The 25,262-nt window shown below is 59.8% G+C and carries 25 protein-coding genes; 20 read left to right on the top strand and 5 right to left on the bottom strand.

Annotation, left to right across the window (positions count from 1 at the left end; genetic code table 11):
* Positions 1-11 precede the first annotated feature (11 nt).
* Positions 12-2,354: an ATP-dependent helicase gene (locus tag K3754_RS07490; RefSeq protein ID WP_259942486.1), complete on the top strand. Its 2,343-nt coding sequence runs from the start codon at positions 12-14 to the stop codon at positions 2,352-2,354.
* A gap of 7 nt (positions 2,355-2,361) precedes the next feature.
* Here the strand turns inward: K3754_RS07490 and K3754_RS07495 are convergent, their stop codons facing one another.
* Positions 2,362-2,991, bottom strand: a complete 630-nt coding sequence (locus K3754_RS07495; RefSeq protein WP_259942490.1) for a hypothetical protein — start codon at positions 2,989-2,991, stop codon at positions 2,362-2,364.
* Between the two features lie 98 nt (positions 2,992-3,089).
* Between K3754_RS07495 and K3754_RS07500 the strand changes: the two genes are divergently transcribed.
* A complete protein-coding gene (locus K3754_RS07500) occupies positions 3,090-3,620 on the top strand; it encodes a hypothetical protein (protein WP_259942493.1) in 531 nt (176 codons plus the stop codon).
* Positions 3,620-3,823, top strand: coding sequence for a helix-turn-helix transcriptional regulator (locus tag K3754_RS07505; protein WP_203211623.1), 204 nt, complete (start codon positions 3,620-3,622; stop codon positions 3,821-3,823). The genes K3754_RS07500 and K3754_RS07505 overlap by 1 nt, the downstream gene beginning before the upstream one ends.
* A 200-nt stretch (positions 3,824-4,023) precedes the next feature.
* Here K3754_RS07505 and K3754_RS07510 read toward each other — a convergent pair whose 3' ends face one another.
* Positions 4,024-4,236: a DUF1127 domain-containing protein gene (locus K3754_RS07510; protein ID WP_203211622.1), complete on the bottom strand. Its 213-nt coding sequence runs from the start codon at positions 4,234-4,236 to the stop codon at positions 4,024-4,026.
* A 521-nt stretch (positions 4,237-4,757) separates the two neighbouring features.
* On the opposite strand from K3754_RS07510, the gene K3754_RS07515 reads away from it, so the two are divergent.
* Positions 4,758-5,831, top strand: a complete 1,074-nt coding sequence (locus K3754_RS07515; protein WP_259942498.1) for an Mrp/NBP35 family ATP-binding protein — start codon at positions 4,758-4,760, stop codon at positions 5,829-5,831.
* Between the two features lie 29 nt (positions 5,832-5,860).
* Here K3754_RS07515 and K3754_RS07520 read toward each other — a convergent pair whose 3' ends face one another.
* Complete coding sequence (locus K3754_RS07520; RefSeq protein ID WP_259942501.1) at positions 5,861-6,652, bottom strand: hypothetical protein; 792 nt, start codon at positions 6,650-6,652, stop codon at positions 5,861-5,863.
* A gap of 812 nt (positions 6,653-7,464) precedes the next feature.
* On the opposite strand from K3754_RS07520, the gene mraZ reads away from it, so the two are divergent.
* Genes mraZ through mraY form a run of 7 tightly spaced genes read left to right on the top strand, consistent with a single transcriptional unit; the run spans position 7,465 to position 15,162 of the window.
* Positions 7,465-7,968, top strand: coding sequence for a division/cell wall cluster transcriptional repressor MraZ (gene mraZ, locus K3754_RS07525; RefSeq protein ID WP_203211619.1), 504 nt, complete (start codon positions 7,465-7,467; stop codon positions 7,966-7,968).
* Positions 7,969-7,973: 5 nt separating this feature from the next.
* Positions 7,974-8,963 (top strand): 16S rRNA (cytosine(1402)-N(4))-methyltransferase RsmH, encoded by a 990-nt coding sequence (gene rsmH / locus K3754_RS07530; protein ID WP_203211618.1) that lies wholly within the window; start codon positions 7,974-7,976, stop codon positions 8,961-8,963.
* A gap of 2 nt (positions 8,964-8,965) precedes the next feature.
* Entirely contained in the window at positions 8,966-9,331 is a 366-nt protein-coding gene (locus K3754_RS07535) for a cell division protein FtsL (protein ID WP_025048854.1), read from the top strand.
* The gene (locus K3754_RS07540) at positions 9,328-11,115 is read left to right on the top strand and encodes a penicillin-binding protein 2 (RefSeq protein ID WP_203211617.1); all 1,788 of its coding nucleotides are present in this window, start codon (positions 9,328-9,330) and stop codon (positions 11,113-11,115) included. The genes K3754_RS07535 and K3754_RS07540 overlap by 4 nt, the downstream gene beginning before the upstream one ends.
* Before the next feature lie 15 nt (positions 11,116-11,130).
* Complete coding sequence (locus K3754_RS07545) at positions 11,131-12,612, top strand: UDP-N-acetylmuramoyl-L-alanyl-D-glutamate--2,6-diaminopimelate ligase (RefSeq protein WP_259942507.1); 1,482 nt, start codon at positions 11,131-11,133, stop codon at positions 12,610-12,612.
* Positions 12,609-14,036: a UDP-N-acetylmuramoyl-tripeptide--D-alanyl-D-alanine ligase gene (gene murF, locus K3754_RS07550; RefSeq protein ID WP_259942509.1), complete on the top strand. Its 1,428-nt coding sequence runs from the start codon at positions 12,609-12,611 to the stop codon at positions 14,034-14,036. The genes K3754_RS07545 and murF overlap by 4 nt, the downstream gene beginning before the upstream one ends.
* 43 nt (positions 14,037-14,079) lie before the next feature.
* Positions 14,080-15,162, top strand: coding sequence for a phospho-N-acetylmuramoyl-pentapeptide-transferase (gene mraY / locus K3754_RS07555; RefSeq protein WP_259942510.1), 1,083 nt, complete (start codon positions 14,080-14,082; stop codon positions 15,160-15,162).
* A gap of 15 nt (positions 15,163-15,177) precedes the next feature.
* Here the strand turns inward: mraY and K3754_RS07560 are convergent, their stop codons facing one another.
* Positions 15,178-16,104 carry a glutaminase gene (locus K3754_RS07560; protein ID WP_259942512.1) on the bottom strand — a complete coding sequence of 309 codons (927 nt, stop codon included), beginning with the start codon at positions 16,102-16,104 and terminating at the stop codon, positions 15,178-15,180.
* Between the two features lie 203 nt (positions 16,105-16,307).
* On the opposite strand from K3754_RS07560, the gene murD reads away from it, so the two are divergent.
* Positions 16,308-17,702, top strand: a complete 1,395-nt coding sequence (gene murD / locus K3754_RS07565; protein WP_203211612.1) for a UDP-N-acetylmuramoyl-L-alanine--D-glutamate ligase — start codon at positions 16,308-16,310, stop codon at positions 17,700-17,702.
* A gap of 1 nt (position 17,703) precedes the next feature.
* On the opposite strand, the gene K3754_RS07570 is transcribed toward murD, so the two are convergent.
* Positions 17,704-18,876, bottom strand: coding sequence for an NAD(P)/FAD-dependent oxidoreductase (locus K3754_RS07570; RefSeq protein WP_259942517.1), 1,173 nt, complete (start codon positions 18,874-18,876; stop codon positions 17,704-17,706).
* A 107-nt stretch (positions 18,877-18,983) separates the two neighbouring features.
* Between K3754_RS07570 and K3754_RS07575 the strand changes: the two genes are divergently transcribed.
* From K3754_RS07575 to murB, 8 genes are all read left to right on the top strand, one after another.
* Positions 18,984-19,511 carry a peroxiredoxin-like family protein gene (locus K3754_RS07575; RefSeq protein ID WP_259942519.1) on the top strand — a complete coding sequence of 176 codons (528 nt, stop codon included), beginning with the start codon at positions 18,984-18,986 and terminating at the stop codon, positions 19,509-19,511.
* Positions 19,512-19,667: 156 nt separating this feature from the next.
* Positions 19,668-20,837, top strand: a complete 1,170-nt coding sequence (ftsW, locus tag K3754_RS07580) for a putative lipid II flippase FtsW (protein ID WP_203211609.1) — start codon at positions 19,668-19,670, stop codon at positions 20,835-20,837.
* 31 nt (positions 20,838-20,868) lie between these two features.
* The gene (locus tag K3754_RS07585) at positions 20,869-21,969 is read left to right on the top strand and encodes a UDP-N-acetylglucosamine--N-acetylmuramyl-(pentapeptide) pyrophosphoryl-undecaprenol N-acetylglucosamine transferase (protein WP_259942525.1); all 1,101 of its coding nucleotides are present in this window, start codon (positions 20,869-20,871) and stop codon (positions 21,967-21,969) included.
* Complete coding sequence (gene murC / locus K3754_RS07590) at positions 21,966-23,387, top strand: UDP-N-acetylmuramate--L-alanine ligase (RefSeq protein WP_203211607.1); 1,422 nt, start codon at positions 21,966-21,968, stop codon at positions 23,385-23,387. Before K3754_RS07585 ends, murC begins: the two co-directional genes overlap by 4 nt.
* On the top strand, positions 23,384-23,635 hold the full coding sequence (locus K3754_RS07595; RefSeq protein WP_203211606.1) for a DUF2484 family protein: 252 nt from the start codon (positions 23,384-23,386) through the stop codon (positions 23,633-23,635). Before murC ends, K3754_RS07595 begins: the two co-directional genes overlap by 4 nt.
* Positions 23,632-23,898 (top strand): DUF2484 family protein, encoded by a 267-nt coding sequence (locus K3754_RS07600; protein WP_259942529.1) that lies wholly within the window; start codon positions 23,632-23,634, stop codon positions 23,896-23,898. Before K3754_RS07595 ends, K3754_RS07600 begins: the two co-directional genes overlap by 4 nt.
* Positions 23,895-24,188, top strand: a complete 294-nt coding sequence (locus K3754_RS07605) for a hypothetical protein (RefSeq protein ID WP_203211604.1) — start codon at positions 23,895-23,897, stop codon at positions 24,186-24,188. Before K3754_RS07600 ends, K3754_RS07605 begins: the two co-directional genes overlap by 4 nt.
* A 31-nt stretch (positions 24,189-24,219) precedes the next feature.
* Entirely contained in the window at positions 24,220-25,167 is a 948-nt protein-coding gene (murB, locus tag K3754_RS07610; protein WP_259942532.1) for a UDP-N-acetylmuramate dehydrogenase, read from the top strand.
* Positions 25,168-25,262: the final 95 nt, after the last annotated feature.

A 25,262-nucleotide genomic window follows, 5' to 3' on the forward strand; every position in this document is an offset into this window, starting at 1 on the left:
GGTTAACCGCCATGAGCAGTTTTGATGAAATGGACGCCTTTGAAGGCGCATCTTTGTCCGCCCGCGCAATGGCGGCGCGGCCTCAACCCTATCTGGACGGGCTGAACCCCGCGCAGCGGGCCGCGGTAGAGCAGATGGACGGGCCGGTGTTGATGCTGGCCGGGGCAGGCACGGGCAAGACCAAGGCCCTGACCGCGCGAATTGTGCATTTGATGAACACCGGGCGGGCACGGCCCAACGAGATTTTGGCGGTGACCTTTACCAACAAGGCAGCGCGAGAGATGAAGACCCGCGTTGGGCATATGCTTGGTCAACAGGTTGAGGGGATGCCCTGGCTTGGCACATTTCATGCGATCTGTGTGAAACTGTTGCGCCGCCATGCGGAACTGGCGGGGCTCAAGAGCAATTTCACCATACTGGATACCGATGACCAGCTGCGGCTGCTGAAACAGTTGATCCGTGCCGAGAATATCGATGACAAACGCTGGCCGGCGCGGATGCTGGCGGGGATCATTGATGGCTGGAAGAACCGCGCGTTGACGCCCGATAAAGTGCCAGCGGCCGATGCGGGGCTGTATAATCACCGCGGTACAGAGGTTTACGATCAATACCAACGACGTTTGAAAGAGCTGAACGCGGTGGATTTTGGTGATCTGCTTTTGCATATGGTCACGATATTCCAGACCCATCCGGACATTCTGGAGCAGTATCAGCGCTGGTTCAAATTCATCCTAGTGGACGAATACCAAGATACCAACGTGGCCCAATATCTGTGGCTGCGTCTGTTGGCACAGGGGCATCGCAATATCTGCTGTGTGGGGGATGATGACCAGTCGATCTATGGCTGGCGCGGCGCCGAGGTGGGCAATATCCTGCGGTTCGAGACGGATTTTCCGGGCGCGCATGTTGTCAAGCTGGAGCAGAACTACCGCTCGACCCCGCATATTCTTGCTGCTGCCTCCGGCGTGATCGCGGGCAACGAGGGGCGCTTGGGCAAGACGCTGTGGACCGAGGCCGAGGACGGCGAGAAGGTGCGCCTTATTGGCCATTGGGACGGTGAGGAAGAGGCCCGCTGGATCGGGGATGAGATCGAAGCGATGCAGCGCGGCACGCGCGGGCAGGCGCCGATGGATCTGGATCAGATGGCGATCCTGGTGCGGGCCAGCCACCAGATGCGCGCCTTTGAGGACCGGTTTTTGACCATCGGTTTGCCCTATAGGGTGATTGGTGGGCCGCGATTCTATGAGCGTTTGGAAATCCGCGATGCCATGGCCTATTTCCGCGTGGTGACCAGTCCGGATGATGATCTGGCGTTTGAGCGGATTGTGAACACGCCCAAGCGCGGGCTGGGGGACAAGGCGCAGCAAAAGATCCAGATCACCGCCCGCGAACATGGCACCAACCTTGTCGAGGGGGCGCGGATCTTGTTGGCTCATGACGGTTTGGGCGGCAAGGGCGGGGCGCAGCTTCGTCTGTTGATTGACGGGATTGACCGCTGGGGCCGGATGGTGGGCGATGAGACGATGTCCCACGTGGAGCTGGCCGAGATCATTCTGGACGAAAGCGGCTATACCGGGATGTGGCAAAATGACAAAACGCCTGAGGCGCCGGGGCGGCTGGAAAACCTCAAGGAACTGGTCAAGGCGCTTGAACAATTCGAGAACCTGCAAGGGTTTTTGGAACATGTCAGCCTGATCATGGACAATGAAAGCGATGACGGCGGCGCGAAAGTGTCGATCATGACCCTGCATGCGGCCAAGGGGCTGGAATTTCCTGCGGTTTTTCTGCCCGGCTGGGAGGATGGTTTGTTCCCCTCGCAGCGGTCGATGGATGAAAGCGGAATCAAGGGTTTGGAAGAAGAGCGGCGGCTGGCCTATGTGGGGATCACGCGGGCCGAAGAGCTGTGTACGATTTCCTTTGCCGCGAACCGGCGGGTGTTTGGCCAATGGCAATCCTCCATGCCGTCACGGTTTATTGATGAGCTGCCAGAGGAAAACGTCGAGGTGCTGACGCCCCCCGGTCTTTATGGCGGCGGCTACGGCGCGGCGATGCCGACCAGCAATCTGCATGATCAGGCGGCGGAGGCGAATGTCTATAACTCCCCCGGTTGGCGGCGCCTGCAGGCGCGGGCAGGGGAACGTGGCATGAGCCAGCCCAAAGAAACCCGCAATGTCACGATCGATATGAACGCCGTGAGCAGTTTCACGATGGGCGAAAGGGTCTTTCACCAGAAGTTCGGCTATGGCGCGGTGATCGGGATCGAGGGTGACAAGCTTGAGGTCGAATTTGAAAAAGCGGGCACAAAGAAAGTTGTGTCCCGCTTTCTCTCAGGCTGTGATGATGTGCCGTTTTAACGCCTGATCAATCGGGGGAGTGGGTGTCGATCACACGGCATTTGTCCAATCCGTTTGACCGAGCCCATTTGCGCCCCTCAATGCCCAACCTGGCAAGCGCTTGGGCACTGCCGGCGTTACAAAACTCGATAGCAGCGGCGTTTGCTTCGGCGGCGCTGACCCATCCGTAAGAAAAGCCATGATCGCTTGCTCCGTTGATGGCAAAGGCCCCGAATTTACCTTTTTTCTGCTTTTTGACGTAGGTCGAAGTGAACTCCTTGCCTGCTCTTTGCCCAAGCCCCGCAAGCCCGTTGCCGTTGGGATCCATGCCTTTGGGGAATAACACAGCGACCAGTGAACATTTGGCCACTTTCGCGCCAAGCTCGCAGCCCTTCTTGGCACCCATTTTGGCGCTGTTCAGGCTGTGGAAATTTCTGGTCCAGAAGGAATAGTCGGTGCCGGGCGCAGCATAGAAAGCCCCGAAGTAGGATTTCTTGGCCTTAAATTCGTTAAAGTGTCTTTGCTGTTTGCGCGACAGTTCAATACCGGGGACTTTGGCGAGGGCCACGGCGTTGCCAAATATCTTGACCTCAGAGGCAACCGGACCGCCAAGCAGCACGGCACATAGGGCGAGAAAGGGTAATTGGGTTTTTCGCATCTGTTGATTCCTCATTAAGAACTGCCTCCAGTAAAGGCTGGACAATTTATGAAATGCAATACAAAATTATCGTAAAACAGTAATTTTTGGAAGTGCTCATGACGAAAATACAAAGATTGTCCATCATTGCCCTAATCTGCATTTCGCCGATGCTGATCTACTATCCCTATGAAGCACTAAGCTGGAACCTCCAATTGTCGTTTCTGGATTGGGGGCGCTGGACACGCAATGATCGGTGGGTTGACCCCTATGCAGAGATCTCCGTCACGACCCGCATGGTGTTCTTTTGCGTCTGGCTTGTTCCCACGGCACTGGGTTGGCTGGCCTATTTGACCGGCGCGTCGCTGCTTTGGTTGCTGCGGGCCGGGGCCGTGTTTGATCAGCGCATTGCCTGCCGGCTGGTTTGGATGGGGCTGTTGATCTTTGGTTCTGCGACAACTTCGCTTCTGGCAGGCGCGGTCAGCCCGATGATCCGGTCCTGGCACAATGCGGGCGGTCCCTTACCGCTTCGGTTCTGGTATGACAGCGGCAATCTGGGATTGGCGTTCAGCGGGCTGGCATTCTTTTTCCTCGGACTTGTGATGCGCGAAGCCATCCGGATCGCCCGCGAGAATGAGGAGTTTGTCTGATGCAGATCATTGTCCGGTTGGATGTGATGTTGGCCAAACGCAAGATGAAGTCCAAGGATCTGGCCGAAGCGGTGGGGATCACGGTGCAGAATTTGAGCCTGCTCAAGTCCGGTAAGGTCAAAGGCGTGCGGTTTGAAACGCTGGCCAAGATTTGCGAGGTGCTGGAATGCCAGCCCGGAGACCTGCTTGAAGCGGCGCCCTGAGGCGACATCGGCCTCACAAAAGAAAACAGCGACACCTTGGGAGGAAGGTGTCGCTGTTTCTATGTCGGCCCGAAGCGTCAAGGGAGGGTCGGCTTCGGGTCTATGCGCAGGGTCTCGCAGCATCAGGGAGGAGGAAGGTGATGCGGACCTCTGCTTTGGACGCAAAGGCAGGGAGGTGCGTTGCGTCCAATCTCGGTGTCTTAGGCGCGGGAGGCTTCGATCGAAACGCGGCGCAGGTCAGAGCGATTCAGGCCCAGATCGGCCAGTTCACGGTTGCTCAGGGCGCTCAGCTCATCAAAGGTTGCGCGGTAAAGACGGTATTGTTTGTAGCGTGTTGCTGCGCCTTCAAAAAATGCACCGATTTGTGCAAATACAGAAGGGTGAGCGGCGGTTGTTGTGTTCATGTATGCCATCGGGGCACCTCGTATATGTATGACGTTATCGTCTTGTCTGATGAGGGGTACATACGCCTTTCCCAGACCCTTACAACGGCTGTAATGGCAAAGCCGATATGCAGTTTTTGCATGGGCGACGTGACGGCAACCTGTTGTTAATAAAACGGAAACAAATGGCGCTGCAGTTTGGCGCAGGGCATCGGTGTGGGGCGAAGCTGATTTTGAAGGGGGAGAAAAGAAAGAAAGGGCGACGACATTAGGGAGGAGGAAAATGTCGCCGCCAAATTCAAACAAGCCCGGGAGGAGGTAGGCCTGTTTGGTAACTTTCTCAAGGAGCCTTGCGGCTTCCTGATGAGACTAAGATGAGGCAGATGCTGCAACTGCACAATAATTAAATTTGCAATGCTGCTATGCAGCATTCGCATGGATTGCGATGGCCCCCTTGCATTGCGCGCAGAACCATTGCGCAAATCGCCGCGCCCCTCTTGTGATTTGGGCAGAACCTGCCATTTCAGGGTCAAACAAGAGGAGAGTTCGCAATGCCCATCACCAAAGCCGAGGTAGAGGCCGCACTGGCCCGTGTGGCCCTGCCGGATGGCAAAAGCATTCTGGATCATGATTTGATCCGTGCATTGACCATTGACGGGGATGTGGTGCGCTTCGTCATTGAGGCGCCAAATGCAGACGTGGCCCGCTCAATGGCGCCGCTGCGCGATGCGGCGGAGAAGGTCGTGGCGGATCTGCCTGGTGTCTCCCAGGCCACGGTCGCGCTGACAGCACATGGTCCGGCGGCCAAACCGGCCGCACCTCCATCCCTAAAGGTCGGCGGTCATCCCAAACCACAAGACGGTCCAACCAAACCATCCGGTGTCAAACGCATATTGGCCATTGGATCGGGCAAGGGCGGTGTCGGCAAATCCACGGTCAGCACCAATCTGGCTGTGGCGCTGGCACGGGCCGGGCGCAAGGTCGGCCTTTTGGATGCCGATATCTATGGGCCCAGCGTGCCGCGCATGATGGGAATCAACAAAAAGCCCGCCAGCCCGGATGGCAAGACAATCATTCCGTTGCAGGCCCATGGGGTCACATTGATGTCCATCGGCTTTATGATGGAGGAGGGCAAGGCCGTGGTCTGGCGCGGGCCGATGTTGATGGGCGCCTTGCAACAGATGTTGGGGCAGGTGGAATGGGGGGAGCTTGACGTTTTGCTGGTCGATCTGCCGCCGGGTACAGGGGATGTGCAGTTGACCCTTTGCACCAAGTCCGAACTGACCGGCGCGATTGTGGTCAGCACACCGCAGGATGTGGCGTTGATTGACGCCCGCAAGGCGCTGGACATGTTCGGCACGCTGAAGACACCGGTTTTGGGCTTGATCGAGAATATGTCGATGTTCGTGTGCCCCGACTGCGGGTCAGAGCATCAGATCTTTGGCCGCGGTGGCGTGGCGGATGAGGCTGAGAAAATCGGCGTGCCTTTGCTGGGCACTTTGCCGATTGATCTGGAGACCCGCTTGGCGGGTGACGGCGGCACGCCGGTCGCGGCGGGGGACAGCGCGATGGCCAAGGCTTACGGGCAGATCGCCGAAGGCTTGATCAAAGGTGGCATGGCATAGGGGCAGGACTTTAGGCCCGAAGGCGCATGTCACCCCAACGTGCGCCTTTCCACCAAATGACCGTATAGGGTTGTCAGGACCGAGACAAAGACCAACCCTTCGATCATGTAAACGCAGGCCGAAATCAGGGCTGAGACCACGGCGGCCTCTGGCAGGATCATCGCGGCAAAACCGTTGATCCCGATGTTGATCGCCGCCAAAAGCGCGGCAACGCCCCAAAGCGGTCCGGAGATCGGCGCAGTTTCGCGCCAGCTTTCGAAGATCTTCATTGGTTGCCCCAATGCAGCAGCCGGCAGCACGACCGAGAGCCGCAGCGCGATCCAGACAAAGACCACACTGGCCAGCAGCCCGATGACCAGTCCCAAAAAGGCGCTGCCGCCCAGTCCTGCGGTTATCCCAATCACGGCGCCGATGGCGGCGGTGCCAATGACAATCGGGATGGTAGCGAGCAATTGCATGAGGCCGACAAGGATCGCCCGCCAGACGTAAGACAATACAATCGATGCTGAAGGGCGCAGATCGTCGGCATGGTCGGTCCCACTCAGCAAGACATGCCGGTGCCACAGGATCGCCATCAGCACATAGCCCATCAGCGCACAAAGCCCGAAAAGCGCCAGCAAGCCAAGTTCCCCACCGGAGGGCAGAACCATATCTTCCGGGTGGGCTTGCAACGCGGCGATGGCGTCGGGCAACAAGACCACGGACGCCAATGTGCTGCCAAGCACCAGCAGGATGGCGGGCATCACAACTTTCAACGTTGTGCCGGTTTCGAACACCAACATACGAATGGCATGGGAAATCAGCGCCAGTGCGGTGGTCATCTTTAGCTCCTCTGCCCAATAGCCCGTAATGCGGGCTGGCCCGCCTGTTTTGGCGGTTTGGCGCGGGGGACGCAAGGTAAGGCGCGATTTTGCAGCGCGTGGAAGGTCGGAACTGGGATCCTATGGCACCTGTGGGATTAGATGGGACGGCTTACGGGAATAGATGGGCCATATACCAATCAGGGGCGTGAAGTCCGGCTGAAACCTGCCGAAACCGAATCAATTCCACGGGAATAGGGTTGAAATTTGCCTTGGTTTGCAGTTACTGATGGGAACAAGTGGTGAACATTGCTTGTGGATAAGTTTGTGGGCGAAAATTTCTGGGAAATTATCCCACTTTTTTCGATGCGTCGATATCCTACTATATGTAGTGCCTTTGGGGTCATCTACTGCAAATTGAGCCAATTTTGCGAGCCATTTCTTAGCTAAATCTTGTTTTTCAGCCTTGTGCAAAACCAGATATTGTGTCGATTGGCTATAATAAATGTAGACACCCATGATTTCCCGTGGCATCCCTTGTTCATCGGATGAGAACGGGACACGGGGCACCAAACGACCCCACACAATAAAAACCACGCAGGTTTCATACAGGCCCTCGATTTCATCAGACCAAGAGATCCGGCGCGCGAGCGAGCAGACATCCCCCCAGGTGGCGCGCGCAGTCGGACTTCCCCGCAACAGCGGGACGAGGGCGGCGGGTTGATCAGTGGCAGCAGATCAACCCGCCGTTTCCATTTCACAAGATCGGTGGGGGGCATTCGCGGGGGCGCGACAATAGCAAAGCGCAGTTAAGCGCAGGCAGGACAAAGACAGTGAGCCGCAGGTTCAGAGGCGAGAGCCAACACAAGGTCGATACGAAGGGGCGGGTGTCTATCCCAGCCTCTTTTCGCCGTGTGCTTGAGGCTGGCGACCCGAACTGGCAATCGGGCAACAACCCCGAACTGGTCATTGTCTATGGCGATCATCGCCGCAACTATCTTGAATGTTATACAATGGACGCCATCAACGAGGTGGACGACAAGATCGACGCGCTGCCGCGCGGATCAATGGAGCGCAAGATGCTTCAACGTCTGTTTCACGGGCAGTCCTTTCCCACAAATGTAGATGAAACCGGGCGTTTGGTTCTGCCGGCCAAACTGCGCCGGAAAATCGAGCTTGAAAACGAAGCCTTCTTTATCGCGGCGGGCGACACCTTCCAGATCTGGAAGCCTGAAACCTATGACACCGTAGAGCGGGCAAAAGAGGAAGAGTGGTTAGATGAATTGCCCGAGGACTTTGATCCTCTGGTCTTTCTGGACGGAAAGTCGGGGGAGTAACGGATATGGCTGCTGCGGCCACTGATCATCCCTCTGCCCCCCACACCCCAGTATTGTTGCGCCCGTTGTTGGCGGCCGTTGCGCCGGTTGAGGGCGTTTGGCTGGACGGCACATTTGGTGCTGGCGGCTATACGCGCGGCCTGCTTGAGGCAGGCGCAGAGCGCGTGATTGGCGTGGACCGTGACCCGCTGGCCTTTGAGATGGCCGCGGAATGGGCGGGCGACTATGGCGACCGCATCGTGATGCAGCGGGGCGTGTTTTCGCGGATGGATGAATATGCGCAGGATCTGGACGGCGTTGTGCTGGATCTTGGCGTGTCCTCAATGCAGCTAGATCTCGCGGAGCGCGGGTTTTCGTTTATGAGGGATGGCCCACTGGACATGCGGATGTCGCAGGACGGACCATCGGCGGCCGACCTGGTCAACGAGGCCGAAGAAGAGCTGCTGGCCAACATCCTGTTTCAATACGGCGAAGAACGCGCCAGCCGCCGCATCGCCAAAGCCATTGGCCGTGCGCGGGCCGAGGCGCCGATCACCACCACGCTTGAACTGGCCTCCCTGATTGAAGGGGTGCTGCCGCGCAGCAAGCCCGGCCAATCCCATGCCGCCACCCGCAGCTTCCAGGCGCTCCGGATTGCGGTGAACGATGAATATGGCGAATTGTTCCAAGGCCTTATGGCCGCCGAGCGGGCGCTGAAGCCCGGGGGAAAATTGGCCGTTGTTACCTTTCATTCTGTAGAAGACAGAATGGTCAAACGGTTCCTGACCGCGCGGTCAGGGTCGGGCGGCAATGCAAATCGCTTTGCCCCCGAGATGCAGCGCGACGCGCCGCAGTTCACCGTGAAATCGCGCAAGGCGATAGGACCGGATGCCGAAGAATTGGCAGACAACCCGCGCAGCCGCTCGGCCAAGCTGCGGGTGGCGACACGTACTGACGCACCCTCAGGGGGCGTTGATGCAAAATCCATCGGGATGCCGATGGTAAAGGGGCTCTGATCATGCGAGCGGTGTTATACATCCTGACGTCTTTGGCGGTGATCGGTCTGGCCTTCTGGGCCTACCGCGAGAATTATGCGACCCAATCGGCGCTGAGCGAAGCAGACAAGCTGCACGCCAGCATCCGGCAGGCCCATGCAAGGCTGGCGGTGCTGCGGGCCGAATGGGCCTATCAGAACCGTCCTGACCGGCTGCGCGATCTGTCGGTGATCAACTTTGACCGGCTGGGCCTTCTGCCCTTGCAGCCGGATCAGTTCGGCCTGGTGGATCAGGTGGCCTATCCCCCTGCACCGCTGTTGCCGATCACCAATCCGGTCGATGTCTCCACCATGAACTCTGGCACTTCTTCTCAGGATGATCCGCTATGATCCGCACGCCGCTCCGCCCGCTTGCCCGCATTCTGGACGCCCGTCAAAAAGGCGAAAATCCCGACGCGATCGAGCGGGAAAACAAACGTATCCGTCACGAACAGATGCGCGACCAGTCGCGGCAACGCGCCGAGGGCCGTTTGCTGATCATGGGCGTGTGTTTCTTTTGTGCGTTCTCTGTTGTCGGTGGGCGTATGGGCCTTTTGGCGATGTCCGAACCGGTTGAGCCGCGCACCCATGCGCCGGGCGCCGTCATTTCGGCAAGCCGGGCCGATATCGTGGACCGTCATGGCAGCCTGCTGGCCACGAATTTTGACACCCATGCCCTTTATGCCCAGCCCCTGCATATGGTTGATCCCAATGCTGCCGCCGAAGGTCTGGTCAAGATCTTCCCCGATCTGGATCTGGCACGGCTCAAGAAGGACTTTACCGGCAAGCGTAAATTCTTGTGGATCAAAAAGAAAATCAGCCCGGAGCAAATGCAGGCCGTGCATGATATCGGCGATCCGGGCCTGCTGTTTGCGCCGCGTGATATGCGGCTTTATCCTAACGGCAAGCTGGCCGCACATGTGATGGGCGGTGCCAGCTACGGCAAAGAGGGCGTGCATGCTGCCGAGGTGATCGGCGTTGCGGGAGTTGAGAAATATTTCGACAAATACCTGCGTGATCCGGCCAACGGCAACAAGCCGTTGCAACTGTCGCTGGATCTGACAGTGCAGGCCGCAGCCGAACAGGTGCTGTTTGGCGGTATGAAACTGATGAACGCCAAGGGTGCGACATCGGTATTGATGGATGTGAAAACCGGCGAAGTGATCAGCGTGGCCTCTTTGCCAAGCTTTGATCCCAATGATCGCCCGCGCCCCGCGGTCGAGGGCGACGCCTCCGACAGCCCGTTGTTCAACCGGTCGGTGCAGGGGGTCTACGAGCTTGGCTCGACCTTCAAGATATTTGCCGCCGCGCAGGCCGTTGATCTGGGGCTGGTGAACCCGGACACCGTGATCGACACCAAAGGCCCGATGAAAGTTGGCGGGTTTCGCATTGGCGAGTTCCGCAACAAGAACTACGGCAAGCTGTCAGTCACTGACATCATCGTCAAATCCTCGAACCGAGGCACCGGCCGGATGGCCTTGGAGATTGGCATCAAACGCCAACAGGAATTTCTAAAAAGCCTTGGCTTTTTTGAACCCACGGGCTTTGAAATCGTCGAGGCCGCAGGGGGTAAACCCCTGTTGCCAAAGAAATGGACGGACCTGTCCAGCGTAACAATCTCTTACGGTCATGGCATTTCGACCAGCCCAATGCACTTGGCGGCAGGTTACGCGGCGATTGCAAATGGGGGGTTCAAGGTGGAGCCGACCTTGATCAAACAGCCCCGTTCCAAGATGGGCGAGCGGGTGATGTCCTCACGCGCGGCCAAGGCGGCGCGGTTGATGCTGCGCAAAGTGGTCAGCAAGGGCACCGCCAGCTTTGGCGAGGTGCCCGGCTATCATGTGGGCGGCAAAACCGGCACAGCGGACAAACCCAAACCCACGGGCGGCTATTACGAGGACAAGGTGATCGCCACCTTCGCCTCGATTTTTCCGGCTCATGATCCCAAGTATGTGCTGGTTGTGACGCTGGACGAACCGGTGGAAAGTTCGGGTGACAAGCCGCGCCGTACCGCTGGCTGGACGGCGGTTCCGGTGGCTGCGGAAATGATCCGGCGCGTCGCACCGCTTTTGGGGGTGCGACCAACTGTTGAACCTGCAAACGACGCTGTGCTAACGCTGACCAGCAGCAACTGACAAAAAGAATAACCTATGGCCAGCCCGTGTGTTTCCCTTTCCTCCCTTGGTCTGACGGCACGGGGCGGGGCCAATCCCGATATCACTGGCGTTGCGGTGGACAGCCGCGCCGTGAAAGACGGATTTTTGTTTGCCGCGATGCCCGGCTGCCGGGTGCATGGTGCTGAATTTATCCAATATGCATTGCGCATGGGGGCGGTGGCGGTCCTGACCGATGCCGAAGGGGCCGAGATTGCCGCAGATCTTATGGCGGAGGCAGGCACAGCTGTTGTCATCACCGATGCCCCGCGTGAGGCCTTGTCACGGGCGGCAGCCTTGTGGTCGGGGGCGCAGCCCCAGACGATGGTCGCGGTCACGGGCACCAATGGCAAAACCTCGGTCTCGACATTTGTGCGGCAAATCTGGATCGAGATGGATCTGCCAGCGGTCAACCTGGGCACCACCGGCGTTGAAGGTGCATGGTCCGCCCCGTTGGCCCATACCACGCCAGAGCCGATCACACTGCACCGGACCTTGGCCGAGGCCGCGCAGAACGGGATCACCCATGCGGCGATGGAGGCCTCGTCACATGGGCTGGATCAGCGGCGATTGGACGGTGTGATCCTACGTGCTGCTGGATTTACCAATTTCACTCAGGATCATCTGGACTATCACCAGACGTTCGAGGCCTATTTTGATGCCAAGGCGGGACTGTTTTCGCGGGTTTTGCCGCAGGATGGCACGGCGGTGATCAATATCGACGACCCCAAGGGCGTGGACATGGCCGCGATTGCCAAGGCGCGCGGCTGCGAGGTGATCACAGTGGGCCGCGATGGCGGTGATCTGCATCTGACGGCACAAAGGTTTGATGCCACGGGCCAGGATCTCCGGTTTGATTGGCGCGGCAAGACCTTTCAAAAGCGGCTGAACCTCATTGGCGGCTTTCAGGGCGACAATGTGCTGTTGGCGGCGGGGCTGGTCATCGCTTGCGGTGGTGATCCGGCGGATGTGTTCGACACGATCCCGCATCTGACGACGGTGCGTGGCCGGATGCAACTGGCCGCGACCCGCGACAATGGCGCGGCCGTGTTTGTCGATTATGCCCATACGCCTGATGCGGTGGCCACGGCGCTAGCGGCGATGCGCCCCCATGTGATGGGGCGTTTGATCGCCATTGTTGGTGCGGGCGGCGACCGGGATGCGGGCAAACGTCCGTTGATGGGCGCGGCAGCGGCGGAAAATGCCGATCTGGTGATTGTGACCGATGACAACCCGCGCTCCGAAGATCCGGCGGCCATTCGCGCCGCTGTGCTGGAAGGTGCGCCCGAGGCAACCGAGGTTGGCGACCGTGCCGAGGCGATTCTGCGCGGCGTGGACATGCTTGGGGCCGGGGATGCGTTGCTGGTTGCGGGCAAGGGCCATGAAACCGGGCAAGTGGTCGGTGATGACATCCTGCCCTTTGATGATGTGGAACAGGCCAGCGTTGCGGTGGCCGCGCTGGACGGGAGACTGGCATGACACTTTGGACCAGCGCAGAGGCGCAGGCGGCAACGGGCGGCAAGGCTCAGGGAGACTGGGCCTGCAACGGGGTGTCCATCGACACCCGCACGATTGAAGCAGGCGATTTGTTCGTGGCCCTTAAAGACGTGCGTGACGGCCATGATTTTGTGGCGCAGGCCTTTTCAAAAGGCGCGGGCGCAGCCCTTGTCAGCCATGTGCCGGAAGGTGTCGCGCCGGACGCGCCCTTGTTGATCGTACCTGATGTTTTGACCGGCCTGGAACAGCTTGGCGCGGCGGCGCGGGCCCGAACGGGGGCCAAGGTTGCGGCAATCACCGGCAGCGTTGGCAAAACCTCGACCAAGGAAATGCTGCTTTCAATGCTGGGGGATCAGGGGCGGACCCATGCCTCTGTCGCCAGTTACAACAACCATTGGGGGGTGCCGCTGACGCTGGCGCGGATGCCGCAGGACACCGAGTTCGCGATCATCGAGATCGGCATGAACCACCCCGGCGAAATTGCGCCGCTGGCCAAAATGGCCAAACCGGATGTGGCCATGGTCACAACAGTTGCCGCCGCACATCTGGAGGCATTCAACGATGTGGCGGGCATCGCCGTTGAAAAGGCATCGGTGTTCGAGGGGCTGCAGCCTGGCGGCGTGGCGGTGATCAATGCCGATATTGAACATGCGGCGATCCTGATGGCCAAGGCCGTGGATTGCAAATTGCGCGATGTGGAATTTGGCACCCATGCGATGCATTTCAAATTGATAGAGGTGCAGGTGCAGGCCGATACCACCGTGGTGCAGGCGCAGGCCAATGGCACGCCGCTGCTGTTCAAAATCGCAACGCCTGGGCGGCATTTTGCGATGAACGGGCTGGGCGCATTGGCGGTGGCGGAGGCGATGGGTGCCGATCTGGCGCTCGCTGCGCAATCGCTAGGCCGCTGGTCGCCCTACAAGGGGCGGGGCGTGCGCGAAACGGTGCAGCTTGACCCGGTGGAACATCACCTGACGCTGGATCTGATCGATGACAGCTACAACGCCAATCCGACCTCGATGGCCGCCTCTTTGGAGGTGCTGGCGGCATCGGCAGTTGGCGAGAATGCGATCCACAACCGCGCAGGGCGGCGGATTGCCATTCTGGGCGATATGAAAGAACTGGGCAGCGACGAGATCGCGCTGCATGCAGGGCTCGCCCATCTGGAGGCGATGGAGAAGGTGGATGTTGTGCATTGCATCGGGCCGCTGATGAAATCGCTTTATGATCTGTTGCCCGAACACCGGCGTGGTGACTGGACAGAGACCTCCGCCGAGATGCTGGAGGGGCTGACAGGCCGTTTGCATGCGGGAGATGTGGTTCTGGCCAAGGGGTCTCTTTCGATGAAACTGGGCGCTGTTGTTGACGCCATACGCAAAATGGGCCATCGCAACGGCCAGAGTTGAACGGGGCCATCTGGCCTCCCGATCATGAGTAAGGACGCATTTTATGCTCTATTGGTTGACCCTGCTGTCGGACGGTGGCGATTTCTTTAACCTGTTTCGCTACATCACCTTCCGGGCCGGGGGGGCGTTTCTGACCGCCTTACTGTTCGGGTTTTTGTTCGGCAAGCCATTGATCGCGGTGTTGCGCCGCAAGCAGGGCAAAGGCCAGCCGATCCGCGATGACGGGCCAGAGGGGCATTTCGTCAAGGCAGGCACGCCGACAATGGGCGGGCTGTTGATCGTTGGGGCGCTGTTGACTTCGACCTTGCTTTGGGCGCGGCTTGACAATCCGTTTGTCTGGCTGGTGCTTTTTGTCACCATGAGCTTTGCCGCGATTGGCTTTGCCGACGATTACGCCAAGGTCAGCAAGCAAAACACGGCCGGTGTATCGGGCAAGGTGCGGCTGTTGCTGGGGCTGATCATTTCCGGGATTGCGGGCTATTGGGCGGCGCAATACCACCCTGAGGCGCTGCAGTACAAACTGGCGCTGCCGGTGTTCAAGGACACGCTGATCAACCTTTCGGTGCTGTTCATCCCCTTTGCGATTGTCGTGATCGTGGGCGCGGCCAATGCGGTGAACCTTACCGATGGTCTGGACGGTCTGGCGATCATGCCGGTGATGATTGCCGCTGGCACCCTTGGCATCATTGCCTATGCTGTGGGCCGCGTCGATTTCACCGAATATCTGGACGTGCATTACGTGCCGGGAACGGGCGAGATCCTGATCTTTACAGCCGGTATTTTTGGCGGCGGCTTGGGCTTTCTTTGGTACAACGCCCCTCCGGCGGCGGTGTTTATGGGCGACACGGGGTCACTCGCGCTTGGCGGGGCGCTGGGCGCGATTGCGGTGGCGACCAAGCACGAGTTGGTGCTGGCGATTGTTGGCGGATTGTTCGTGGTAGAGGCGCTGAGCGTGATCATTCAGGTGCTGTACTTCAAACGCACCGGCAAGCGGGTGTTCCTGATGGCACCGATCCATCACCATTATGAGAAAAAAGGTTGGGCGGAGCCGCAGATCGTGATCCGGTTCTGGATCATTTCGCTTATTCTGGCAATGCTCGGGCTGGCGACCTTGAAAATCCGTTAAGGATCTGCCGCAAATCTAGAAGATCGACCAATTCATCTGGCGCGCAAGGGCGGCCAAGGCTTCGGTGCCCTTGTGCGAATTGCCATAGCGGTTGAGCCCCGGCGACCACACCGCAATGCTGGCCTGGCCGGGAACAATGGCAAGGATGCCGCCGCCAACCCCGGATTTTCCGGGCAGGCCAACGCGATAGGCAAAATCGCCCGATCCGTCGTAATGGCCGCAGGTCAGCATCAGCGCATTCAGCCGCCGGATGCGCCCCGCTGACACAAGGCGCGGCAGGCCGGGCGCATCGACAAGGAACCGGCCCGCCATGGCCAGTTGCCGGACGGACATTTCGATGGCGCAGTGGTGGAAATAGGTGCCGAGCGTCAGCTCGGGCGCGTTCTTGAGGTTGTCAAACGACGCCAAAAAATGTGCCAGCGCAAAGTTGCGGTGGCCAAAGGCGGTTTCTGACGCAGCAACGGCATCATTGATGTGGATGTCCTCGGTGCCTGCCGCGGCGCGGACAAATTGCACGATCTCTGCCAAAGCCTCGCGCGGGGGGCGCTGGCCCAGCACCTCGTCCGTGGTCACGATGGCACCGGCGTTGATGAAGGGATTGCGCGGGCGGCCCTGTTCCTGTTCAAGCTGCACGATGGAGTTGAAGGCCCGGCCCGACGGTTCACGCCCGACCCTTTGCCACAGTTGATCGCCGGACCGGCCCAACGCGATGGCAAGGGTGAAGACCTTGGTGATGGATTGAACCGAAAAGGGCACCTCGCTGTCGCCTGCCACATGACAGGTACCGTCCGCCGTCACCACGGCAATGCCAAACTGGCGCGGATCCACATGGGCCAGCTGCGGGATATAGGCGGCAACATCGCCCCAATGGTCATCCTCGCGCATGTGCCCGTTAAGGCGCGACAGGAGGCCGGGCAGGTCAGGGGCGCTGGATCGTGGCATGGACGGGCCTTTCTGGCGGATGCGGTGTGGGTCTGTCGAGGTTGCCTAGCAGGGGCGGGCGGGTGTTTCCAGTGGCAGCAGGGGGCCAGCCCCCATCGCGGCAGGCCGCGATTCCCCCGGATTATTTAGGGCCAAAAAGGGACAGGGTGGATGGTCTTCGACGCGCCCTTGCGCCATCTTGCCGGCAAAAGAAGGGGACGGCGATGATTCCGGTGCAAGGATTGGCGGGCACGCAGGTGGCGGTTTTGGGACTGGGGCGTTCGGGGCTTGTGGCCGCGCGGGCCTTGGCGGCTGGTGGGGCTGCGGCGCTGTGCTGGGATGACAATCCGGCCGCGCGAGCCAAGGCCGAGGCTGAGGGATTTGAATGTGTGGATCTCCGGCGTCGCGGCTTTGACGGGATTGCGCGTCTGATTGTCAGCCCCGGCATTCCGCATCTTTATCCTGATCCAAATCCGGTTGTCGCGGCGGCCCTGGAGGCCGGCGTGCCTGTGGACAATGACATCGGGCTGTTCTTTCAAAGCTTTGCCACCAGTGAATGGGACAATTTTGATACCAGCCCACGGGTGGTTGCGGTCACCGGATCGAACGGGAAATCAACGACATCGGCGCTGATCCATCACATTCTGGAACAGGTGGGCCGGCCCTGCCAATTGGCGGGCAACATCGGGCGCGGGGTTCTGGATCTGGATCCGGCGATCGATGGCGAAGTGGTGGTGCTGGAGCTGTCAAGCTATCAGACCGATCTGGCGCGCAGCCTGACCCCGGATGTGGCGGTGTTCACCAATCTCAGCCCCGACCATCTGGACCGGCATCATGGATTGGGCGGATATTTTGCGGCCAAGCGACGGCTTTTTGCCGAAGGCGGACCGGACCGTGCGGTGATCGGTGTGGACGAGGTCGAAGGGCGGTTCCTGGCCGGGCAGCTCACCGAGGGACCGGCGGATGACCGGGTGATCCGGATCAGTGTGGCGCAAAAGCTGACAGGGCCGGGCTGGCAGGTGTTTGCCCGCAAAGGGTTCCTGTCGGAATATCGCAAGGGCAAGCAGGTGGCGTCGATTGATCTGCGCGGGGTGGCAGGTTTGCCCGGCGCACATAATCACCAGAACGCCTGCGCCGCTTATGCGGCCTGCCGGACGCTTGGCCTGGCGCCCAAGGTGATCGAGGCGGCCTTTCACAGCTTTGGCGGTTTGCCACATCGGTCCCAGACCATCGCCGAGAAAGACGGCGTGCGCTATGTCAATGACAGCAAGGCCACCAATGTGGACAGCGCGGCCAAGGCGCTGGCGGCCTTCAGCAACATCCGCTGGATTTGCGGGGGGCTGGAGAAGGAGGGCGGTCTTGGCGGGCTTGCAGGCGCCACCGGTGGGGTGCGCAAAGCCTATGTGATCGGGCGCGAGGCGGCGGGTTTTGCCATGCAGCTGGACGTGGAGGCCGAGGTTTGCGGTGATATGGCCACAGCCGTCGCCCGTGCGGTGGCGGAGGCCGAAGCGGGCGATGTGGTCCTGCTGGCCCCGGCGGCGGCGAGTTTTGACCAATACGACAGTTTCGAGCGGCGCGGCGATGACTTTGCAGCGCAGGTGGCCAAGCAGCTGGGCTAAGTCAGCCCATCGTGCGGGCGGCCGCCATCGCGGAGGACCAGGCCCATTGGAAGTTGTAGCCGCCAAGCCAGCCGGTCACATCCACCGCTTCGCCGATGAAATAGAGGCCCGGAACGGTTTTTGCCATCATGGACTTGGAGGACAACGCATCCGTGTCCACCCCGCCAAGGGTCACTTCGGCGGTGCGGTATCCTTCGGTGCCGGAGGGAACCATCTGCCAGTTTTGTAGACCGTCGCAGAGGGCCATGAGCCGCGCATCGGACCAGTCAGCCAGGTTTCCGGTCAGGTCATGCAACGCCCCAAGGTGCTCCACCAATCGGGCGGGCAGGTGGGCAGAGAGTTCAGTGGTGAAATTGCGGCGGCCATAGCTTTGGCGCTGGTCGCGCAGCGCTTCGAACAGGGCGGTATTCGGGTCGAGATTGACGGTGATCTCCGCGCCGTCCTGCCAATAGGAGGAGGCCTGCAAGACCGCCGGACCGGACAGCCCGCGATGGGTGAACAAAAGCGCCTCGTCAAAGCTGGTGCCGCCGGCCGTCACACGGGCCGGGACTGCGGTGCCCGAAATCGGGGCGAACCGCGCATCGGTGAAGGTGAATGGCACCAATCCTGCGCGCGTCTCTGTCACCGGAAGGCCAAACGCAGCGGCGACCTCATAGGCAAAGCCGGTCGCGCCCATTTTGGGGATGGATTTGCCGCCTGTGGCGATCACAAGGTTATTTGCAGCAACCAATGTATCGCCCTGCGGCCCATGCAAGGTCAGCGCAAAGCCGCTTTCCGTCTTACGGATGTTCGAAACACTGCTTTGCAGGCGCAGATCGACGCCGGCCTTCTGCATCAAGCGGCGCAGCATGGCGATGATCTCTTTGGCGGAGGTGTCACAAAACAGCTGACCAAGAGTCTTTTCGTGCCATTTGATACTGTGTTGATCGACCAGCTCGACGAAGTCCCATTGGGTATAGCGGGCCAAGGCGGATTTGACAAAATGTGGATTGCCAGAGAGGAAACTGCCCGGATCGCAGTACATATTGGTGAAATTGCAGCGCCCGCCGCCTGAAATGCGGATCTTTTCACCGGGCGCCTTTGCATGATCAACCAACAGCACCTTGCCGCCCGCATGGGCTGCGCACATCATGCCTGCCGCGCCTGCGCCTATGATTGCTGTATCCACCTGCATGGGGCGGCTCTGCCTGCTTTGGCGAGGGCGGTCAAGATGCTGTGAGGGGGATTGCCGCGACACCATGGGGCGTTAAGTCGGAGGAAACACGCAAGAAAGGACAAAGAATGAATACGCTAGAGGCCGGACAGGCATTTCCGCTCATGACCGCAGACAAATTGGGCGGGGGGCATGTGACCCTTGGCACGCCCTCAGACGGGTTCGAGTGGCAGATGGTAGTGGTCTATCGCGGGCTGCATTGCCCGATTTGTAAAAAATACCTTGCCAAGCTGGAGGAACTGGCCCCGCAATACCACGCCGAGGGGGTCGAAGTGGTCATGGTTTCAGGCGATCCTGAGGAAAAAGCGCAGGCAATGGTGGATGAAAAGGAACTGAGCCTGCCAATGGGATACGGGCTGAGCGTGGCGCAGATGCAGGCCTTGGGGCTTTATATATCGGACCCGCGCAGCGCCAAGGAAACCGACCGTCCGTTCCCCGAACCGGGCCTTTTTGTGATCAATGAAAAAGGCAATGTGCAGATCCTTGATGTGTCCAATGCGCCCTTTGCCCGGCCGGAGCTGGAAGGTATCCTGAACGGGATCAAATTCATCCGGGCCAATGACTATCCGGTGCGCGGAACCCACCGCGCCGCGTAATCTGCGAAAAACTGCCACCGGGGGATCATCCCCTGGTGGAAATCCACTAGATTACAGGGGCTTTTCGCGTTATGCTGCCTTTTAGACCCCGAAAAGGGGCGACGTGCCGGGCAGAAGCCAGGACGCGGCAGTTGAAGGCAGTGTAAGGCAGAGCCCATGACAGAAATGGTCTATGGTGCGGTCCCGGTGCGGGATGGCGAACCGATTCTTCCAAAATGGTGGCGAACAGTTGATAGATGGGCGATGTCCTGCATCCTCATGCTGTTCCTTGTTGGCATGTTGCTGGGGCTCGCGGCCTCGCCGCCCCTGGCCGCGAAAAACGGCTTTGAGCCGTTTCACTATGTGCAGCGGCAGGCATTCTTTGGCGGTCTTGCGATGATCGCAATGGTGCTGACCTCGATGATGTCGCCGGTTCTGGTGCGGCGGCTGGCGGTCCTTGGGTTCATCTGCGCCTTTGTGGCGCTGGCGTTGCTGCCGTTTCTGGGGACAGATTTTGGCAAAGGCGCGGTGCGTTGGTATTCACTTGGCTTCGCCTCGGTGCAACCTTCCGAATTTCTCAAACCCGGATTTGTGGTGGCGGCGGCCTGGATGATGGCCGCCAGCCAGGAAATTAACGGGCCTCCAGGGCGGCTTTGGTCTTTTGCGCTATGCATCGCGATTGTGCTGATGCTGGCGATGCAGCCCGATTTCGGTCAGGCCTGTCTGGTGCTGTTTGGCTGGGGCGTGATGTATTTTGTCGCCGGTGCGCCGATCACATTGTTGGTGGGTATGGCTGGATTGGTCGTTGTGGCAGGCACGGTGGCCTATTCCAATTCCGAACACTTTGCCCGGCGGATTGATGGGTTTCTCAGCCCCGATGTCGATCCCACAACGCAACTAGGCTATGCCACCAATGCGATCCGCGAGGGCGGGCTCTTCGGTGTGGGTGTGGGCGAGGGGCAGGTGAAATGGTCCCTGCCGGATGCGCATACGGATTTCATTATCGCGGTGGCGGCCGAAGAATACGGGCTGATCCTCGTTCTTTGCATTATCCTGCTGTACTCCGGCGTTGTGGTGCGGTCGCTGTTGCGGCTGGTGCGGGAACGTGATCCGTTCATCCGGCTGGCGGGCACGGGGCTGGCCTGCATGTTTGGCGTTCAGGCGATGATCAACATGGGCGTTGCGGTGCGTTTGCTGCCGGCCAAAGGCATGACCTTGCCGTTTGTCAGCTATGGCGGTAGTTCGGTGATTGCATCCGGGATCGCGGTTGGCATGTTGCTTGCCTTTACCCGCACAAGGCCCCAGGGCGAAATTTCTGATATACTGGGCCGCGGCCGGGCACGCTGATCGTGCCAAAGGGCGGCACAAGGAGACGGTCATGACGGCACCGCTATTGATTATCGCAGCCGGAGGCACCGGTGGGCATATGTTCCCCGCGCAGGCGCTGGCGGAGGTGATGCTCGCGCGGGGCTGGCGGGTGCGCCTGTCCACGGATGCACGCGGGGCGCGGTACACAGGCGGTTTCCCAGATGCGGTCGAGATCGTGCAAGTGAGTTCCGCCACCTTTGCCCGTGGCGGACTTGCGGCCAGGGCCATGGTGCCGCTGCGCATTGGTGCAGGGGCGCTGGGCGCGATGGCCCGTATGCTGCGCGACCGGCCTGCGGCAGTGGTCGGTTTTGGCGGATATCCTTCTATTCCGGCGCTGGGCGCGGCTTGGGCCTTGCGGCTGCCGCGCATGATCCATGAACAAAACGGCGTCTTGGGCCGCGTGAACGAAGTGTTTTCCAAACGCGTGGATGCGGTGGCCTGCGGGACATGGCCGACAACCCTGCCAGAAGGGGTGGAAGGGGTACATGTGGGCAATCCGGTGCGCAGTGCCGTTCTGGATCGAGCCGGCGCTGGCTATATCGCGCCGGGGGACTATCCGATGGAACTGCTGGTGATGGGCGGATCGCAAGGCGCCCGCATTCTCAGTGACGTTGTGCCACCGGCCATTGCCAACCTGCCGATGGATATGCTGCGCAACATCCGCGTCAGCCATCAAGCGCGGGATGAAGACGGCGAACGGGTCTCGGCCTTTTATGCCGAACACGGGATTTCCGCCGATGTTCAGCCGTTCTTTGACGATGTGCCGCGCCGGATGAGCGAGGCGCAGCTGGTGATCAGCCGCGCTGGTGCGTCCTCGGTTGCGGATATATCGGTGATTGGTCGCCCGTCGATCCTGATCCCCTTCGCCGCAGCCACTGGCGATCATCAGACCGCAAACGCACGCGGCCTGGTTGAGGCCGGCGCGGCGATCATGGTGCCGGAAGACGCCGCAAATCCCGAAAGCCTGACCGAACAGATTCACTTGGTGCTTGGCAATTCGGATGCGGCGATGCAAATGGCGCTGGCCGCGCTGTCGGTCGGCAAACCCGAAGCTGCCGAGGCATTGGCGCAGATGGTCGAAGAACTGGCCCAAAAAGGAAAGCAGACATGAACGCAGCCGCCACCAAACTGCCCACCGATGTGGGCCCCATCCATTTTGTCGGTATCGGCGGCATTGGCATGTCTGGCATCGCCGAGGTGTTGCTGAATCACGGGTACACCGTGCAAGGCTCTGACCTGAAGGCCAGCAAGATTACCAACCGTCTGGCCGAATTGGGCGCGACGATTTTTGAAGGCGGGCAAAAGGCAGAAAACATCGAACATGCCGAGGTTGTGGTGATCTCTTCCGCGATCAAGCCCGGCAATCCCGAACTCGACGCCGCCCGCGCCGCAGGCCTGCCCATCGTGCGCCGGGCCGAGATGCTGGCAGAACTCATGCGCCTGAAATCCAACATCGCGGTCGCAGGCACCCACGGCAAGACCACCACCACAACACTGGTGGCGGAATTGTTGGTCAAGGGTGGGATTGACCCCACGGTGGTCAACGGCGGGATCATTCACGCTTATGGCTCCAATGCCCGGATGGGGCAGGGCGAATGGATGGTGGTGGAGGCCGACGAAAGCGATGGTACTTTCAACCGCCTGCCGGCAACCATTGCGATTGTGACCAACATCGACCCTGAACATATGGAACATTGGGGCGACTTTGACACGCTGCGGCAGGGCTTTCTTGATTTTGTTTCGAACATTCCGTTCTACGGGCTGGCTGTGTGCTGCACCGATCACCCCGAAGTGCAGGCGCTGGTGGGCAAGATCACCGATCGCCGGGTCGTGACCTATGGGTTCAACGCGCAGGCCGATGTGCGGGCCAGAAACCTGCACTACAAAAATGGTGTTGCGCATTTTGATATCTACCTGCAGGCCGAAGACATCGTGATCAAGGACTGCAGCCTGCCGATGCCGGGGGATCACAACGTGTCCAACGCGCTCTCGGCGGTGGCTGTGGCGCGGCATCTGGGCATGAAGGCTGAAGAGATCCGCGGCGCATTGGCCAGCTTTGGCGGCGTTAACCGCCGGTTCACAAAAGTTGGCGAAATTGATGGCGTGACGATCATTGATGATTATGGCCACCACCCGGTTGAAATTGCCGCCGTTCTGAAGGCCGCGCGGCAAGCCACCGAAGGGCGCGTCATCGCGGTGCATCAGCCGCATCGCTACAGCCGGTTGCATGACCTATTCGATGACTTCTGTGCCTGTTTCAACGATGCGGATGTGGTTGGCATCGCCGATGTCTATTCGGCGGGTGAAGACCCCATCGAAGGGGCAGATCGTGACGGTCTGGTGGCCGGATTGATCCGCCACGGCCACCGTCATGCCCGCGCTGTGCAGGATGGCGATGATCTGGCCCGATTGGTGCGTGAACAGACCAGCCCCGGCGACATGGTGGTCTGTCTTGGCGCCGGTACGATCAGTGCATGGGCCAATGAATTGCCGGACCGGTTGAAGACGATGAAAGGGGCGGCGGCGTGACCTTGCTTTGGCTGTGCATTTTTTGGGTCTTTGCCTCCGTGGGCGTGGCAATGCTGCCCATGCGGCGGCAATATGTGCCGGGGGTGGCGCTTTTGTTGGCGGCGCCGGTGCTGATCGTAATGATCGGATTGCAGGTGGGATGGCTGATTGCCGCGCTTGCGCTGGCAGGTTTTGTCTCGATGTACCGTAACCCGCTGAAATTCCTGATCGCCAAGCTGCGTGGACAAAATCCTCAGGTGCCGGAATGAGCCTTTCCCTGACGTTGGCCTGCTTGTGGGCCGTAGTGGCCAATGTCCTGGCTATGACGCCAAGCAAGGATCAGCATTGGCGCAACGCCTATATCCTGATCGGGCTGGGCATTCCCATTCTCGGCTATGTCATCATGCAGCATGGTCCCTGGGTGGCCTTGCTGGTTCTGGCGGGGGCCTGTTCGGTGCTGCGCTGGCCGGTGATCTATCTGGGCCGTTGGCTGCGCCGTGTGGTGTTGCGCCGGGATGGCGCTGCGGAATGAGCCTGCTGGTCGCCTCGCTTGTTGCGGTGCTGGCGGTTTGGATGCTGGCCTGTGCCTGGACCGGATTTCATTTCAATATCAAACGGTTCTTTGCTGTCTTGATTGTCGGGCTGGGGCTTAACATGATCTGGATGATGGGATGGCTGAATGCGCATCCCCTTGAGATCAACGCGTTGATTGCGCAGGCTTCTGCCGTTCTCTATGCGCTTTGTGCCTTTGGTGTCGGCGGGTTTGCCGGACGCATCCACCGCGCTTGGGTGGCCAGCCGAGTGGATCAAAGCGATGTTTGACCCGCACCAAAATTGCCGCTAGTCCCGCGCCATGACTGATGAGAATTACCCATCCGTGCGCGGCAAGCTGACACCGCAGCGCCCCCTGAACGATCTGACATGGCTGCGCGTGGGCGGACCGGCGGATCGTCTTTTTCAACCCGCTGATCTGGATGATTTGCGCGATTTCCTGCGTGATCTGCCCAAAACTGTGGCGGTTTTCCCCATGGGCGTGGGCAGCAATCTGATCGTGCGGGACGGGGGCTTGCGGGCCGTGGTGATCCGTCTGGGGCGCGGTTTCAACGGCATTGACGTATCAGACGGCCAAGTCACTGCTGGCGCGGCGGCGCTGGATGCACATGTGGCCCGTAAGGCGGCAGATGCGGGACTTGACCTTACATTCTTGCGTACCATTCCGGGCAGTATCGGTGGTGCAGTTCGCATGAACGCAGGGTGCTATGGCAGCTATACGGCGGATCATTTCGTCTCGGCCCAGGCGGTGACCCGCAGCGGCAGTTTGATCACCCTGACTGCCGATGATCTGAATTTTCGCTATCGCCAAAGTGACTTAGCAGATGGGGCCGTGATCGTCAGCGCCACCTTTGCGCCGCCCAAGGGCGATCCAGAGGCATTGCACGCCCGCATGGAAGACCAATTGCGCAAGCGCGATGAGACCCAACCCACAAAAGACCGCAGCGCGGGCAGCACATTTCGCAATCCTGCGGGTTTCTCAAGCACGGGCGAAGCCGACGATGTGCATGATCTCAAGGCATGGAAGGTTATCGACGACGCAGGCATGCGCGGCGCCTGTGTGGGCGGCGCGCAGATGAGCCCGAAACATTCCAATTTCATGATCAACGCCGATCAGGCCACAGCCGAAGATCTTGAAAGATTGGGCGAGGAGGTGCGGAAAAAGGTTTACGCAACCAGTGGGATAAGGCTAGAATGGGAAATCATGCGCATCGGTGAATTTTTAGGCGATCCGGTGCCTGAGGCATAAGCCGAAAATCGGCAAATAAACTGAAAATAAGGGCCGCAAAAGGTCCGGGACAAAAGGCACTCCGGTGGGTACGTCGAGCAGGACAACCCCGACAG

Source organism: Sulfitobacter sp. M368, assembly GCF_025141875.1.
Classification (GTDB): domain Bacteria; phylum Pseudomonadota; class Alphaproteobacteria; order Rhodobacterales; family Rhodobacteraceae; genus Sulfitobacter; species Sulfitobacter mediterraneus_A.

What these genes read in the sequence shown, in the direction of transcription:
- K3754_RS07535 (WP_025048854.1), top strand. Translation starts at nt 8,966, where the DNA reads ATGCGAGCGGTGTTATACATCCTGACGTCTTTGGCGGTGATCGGTCTG.
- murB (WP_259942532.1), top strand. Translation starts at nt 24,220, where the DNA reads ATGACTGATGAGAATTACCCATCCGTGCGCGGCAAGCTGACACCGCAG.
- K3754_RS07540 (WP_203211617.1), top strand. Translation starts at nt 9,328, where the DNA reads ATGATCCGCACGCCGCTCCGCCCGCTTGCCCGCATTCTGGACGCCCGT.
- K3754_RS07575 (WP_259942519.1), top strand. Translation starts at nt 18,984, where the DNA reads ATGAATACGCTAGAGGCCGGACAGGCATTTCCGCTCATGACCGCAGAC.
- murF (WP_259942509.1), top strand. Translation starts at nt 12,609, where the DNA reads ATGACACTTTGGACCAGCGCAGAGGCGCAGGCGGCAACGGGCGGCAAG.
- K3754_RS07515 (WP_259942498.1), top strand. Translation starts at nt 4,758, where the DNA reads ATGCCCATCACCAAAGCCGAGGTAGAGGCCGCACTGGCCCGTGTGGCC.
- K3754_RS07505 (WP_203211623.1), top strand. Translation starts at nt 3,620, where the DNA reads ATGCAGATCATTGTCCGGTTGGATGTGATGTTGGCCAAACGCAAGATG.
- ftsW (WP_203211609.1), top strand. Translation starts at nt 19,668, where the DNA reads ATGACAGAAATGGTCTATGGTGCGGTCCCGGTGCGGGATGGCGAACCG.
- K3754_RS07490 (WP_259942486.1), top strand. Translation starts at nt 12, where the DNA reads ATGAGCAGTTTTGATGAAATGGACGCCTTTGAAGGCGCATCTTTGTCC.
- K3754_RS07500 (WP_259942493.1), top strand. Translation starts at nt 3,090, where the DNA reads ATGACGAAAATACAAAGATTGTCCATCATTGCCCTAATCTGCATTTCG.
- murD (WP_203211612.1), top strand. Translation starts at nt 16,308, where the DNA reads ATGATTCCGGTGCAAGGATTGGCGGGCACGCAGGTGGCGGTTTTGGGA.
- K3754_RS07545 (WP_259942507.1), top strand. Translation starts at nt 11,131, where the DNA reads ATGGCCAGCCCGTGTGTTTCCCTTTCCTCCCTTGGTCTGACGGCACGG.
- K3754_RS07600 (WP_259942529.1), top strand. Translation starts at nt 23,632, where the DNA reads ATGAGCCTTTCCCTGACGTTGGCCTGCTTGTGGGCCGTAGTGGCCAAT.
- K3754_RS07585 (WP_259942525.1), top strand. Translation starts at nt 20,869, where the DNA reads ATGACGGCACCGCTATTGATTATCGCAGCCGGAGGCACCGGTGGGCAT.
- rsmH (WP_203211618.1), top strand. Translation starts at nt 7,974, where the DNA reads ATGGCTGCTGCGGCCACTGATCATCCCTCTGCCCCCCACACCCCAGTA.
- K3754_RS07495 (WP_259942490.1), bottom strand. Translation starts at nt 2,991, where the DNA reads ATGCGAAAAACCCAATTACCCTTTCTCGCCCTATGTGCCGTGCTGCTT.
- K3754_RS07605 (WP_203211604.1), top strand. Translation starts at nt 23,895, where the DNA reads ATGAGCCTGCTGGTCGCCTCGCTTGTTGCGGTGCTGGCGGTTTGGATG.
- murC (WP_203211607.1), top strand. Translation starts at nt 21,966, where the DNA reads ATGAACGCAGCCGCCACCAAACTGCCCACCGATGTGGGCCCCATCCAT.
- K3754_RS07520 (WP_259942501.1), bottom strand. Translation starts at nt 6,652, where the DNA reads ATGACCACCGCACTGGCGCTGATTTCCCATGCCATTCGTATGTTGGTG.
- mraY (WP_259942510.1), top strand. Translation starts at nt 14,080, where the DNA reads ATGCTCTATTGGTTGACCCTGCTGTCGGACGGTGGCGATTTCTTTAAC.
- K3754_RS07560 (WP_259942512.1), bottom strand. Translation starts at nt 16,104, where the DNA reads ATGCCACGATCCAGCGCCCCTGACCTGCCCGGCCTCCTGTCGCGCCTT.
- K3754_RS07510 (WP_203211622.1), bottom strand. Translation starts at nt 4,236, where the DNA reads ATGGCATACATGAACACAACAACCGCCGCTCACCCTTCTGTATTTGCA.
- K3754_RS07570 (WP_259942517.1), bottom strand. Translation starts at nt 18,876, where the DNA reads ATGCAGGTGGATACAGCAATCATAGGCGCAGGCGCGGCAGGCATGATG.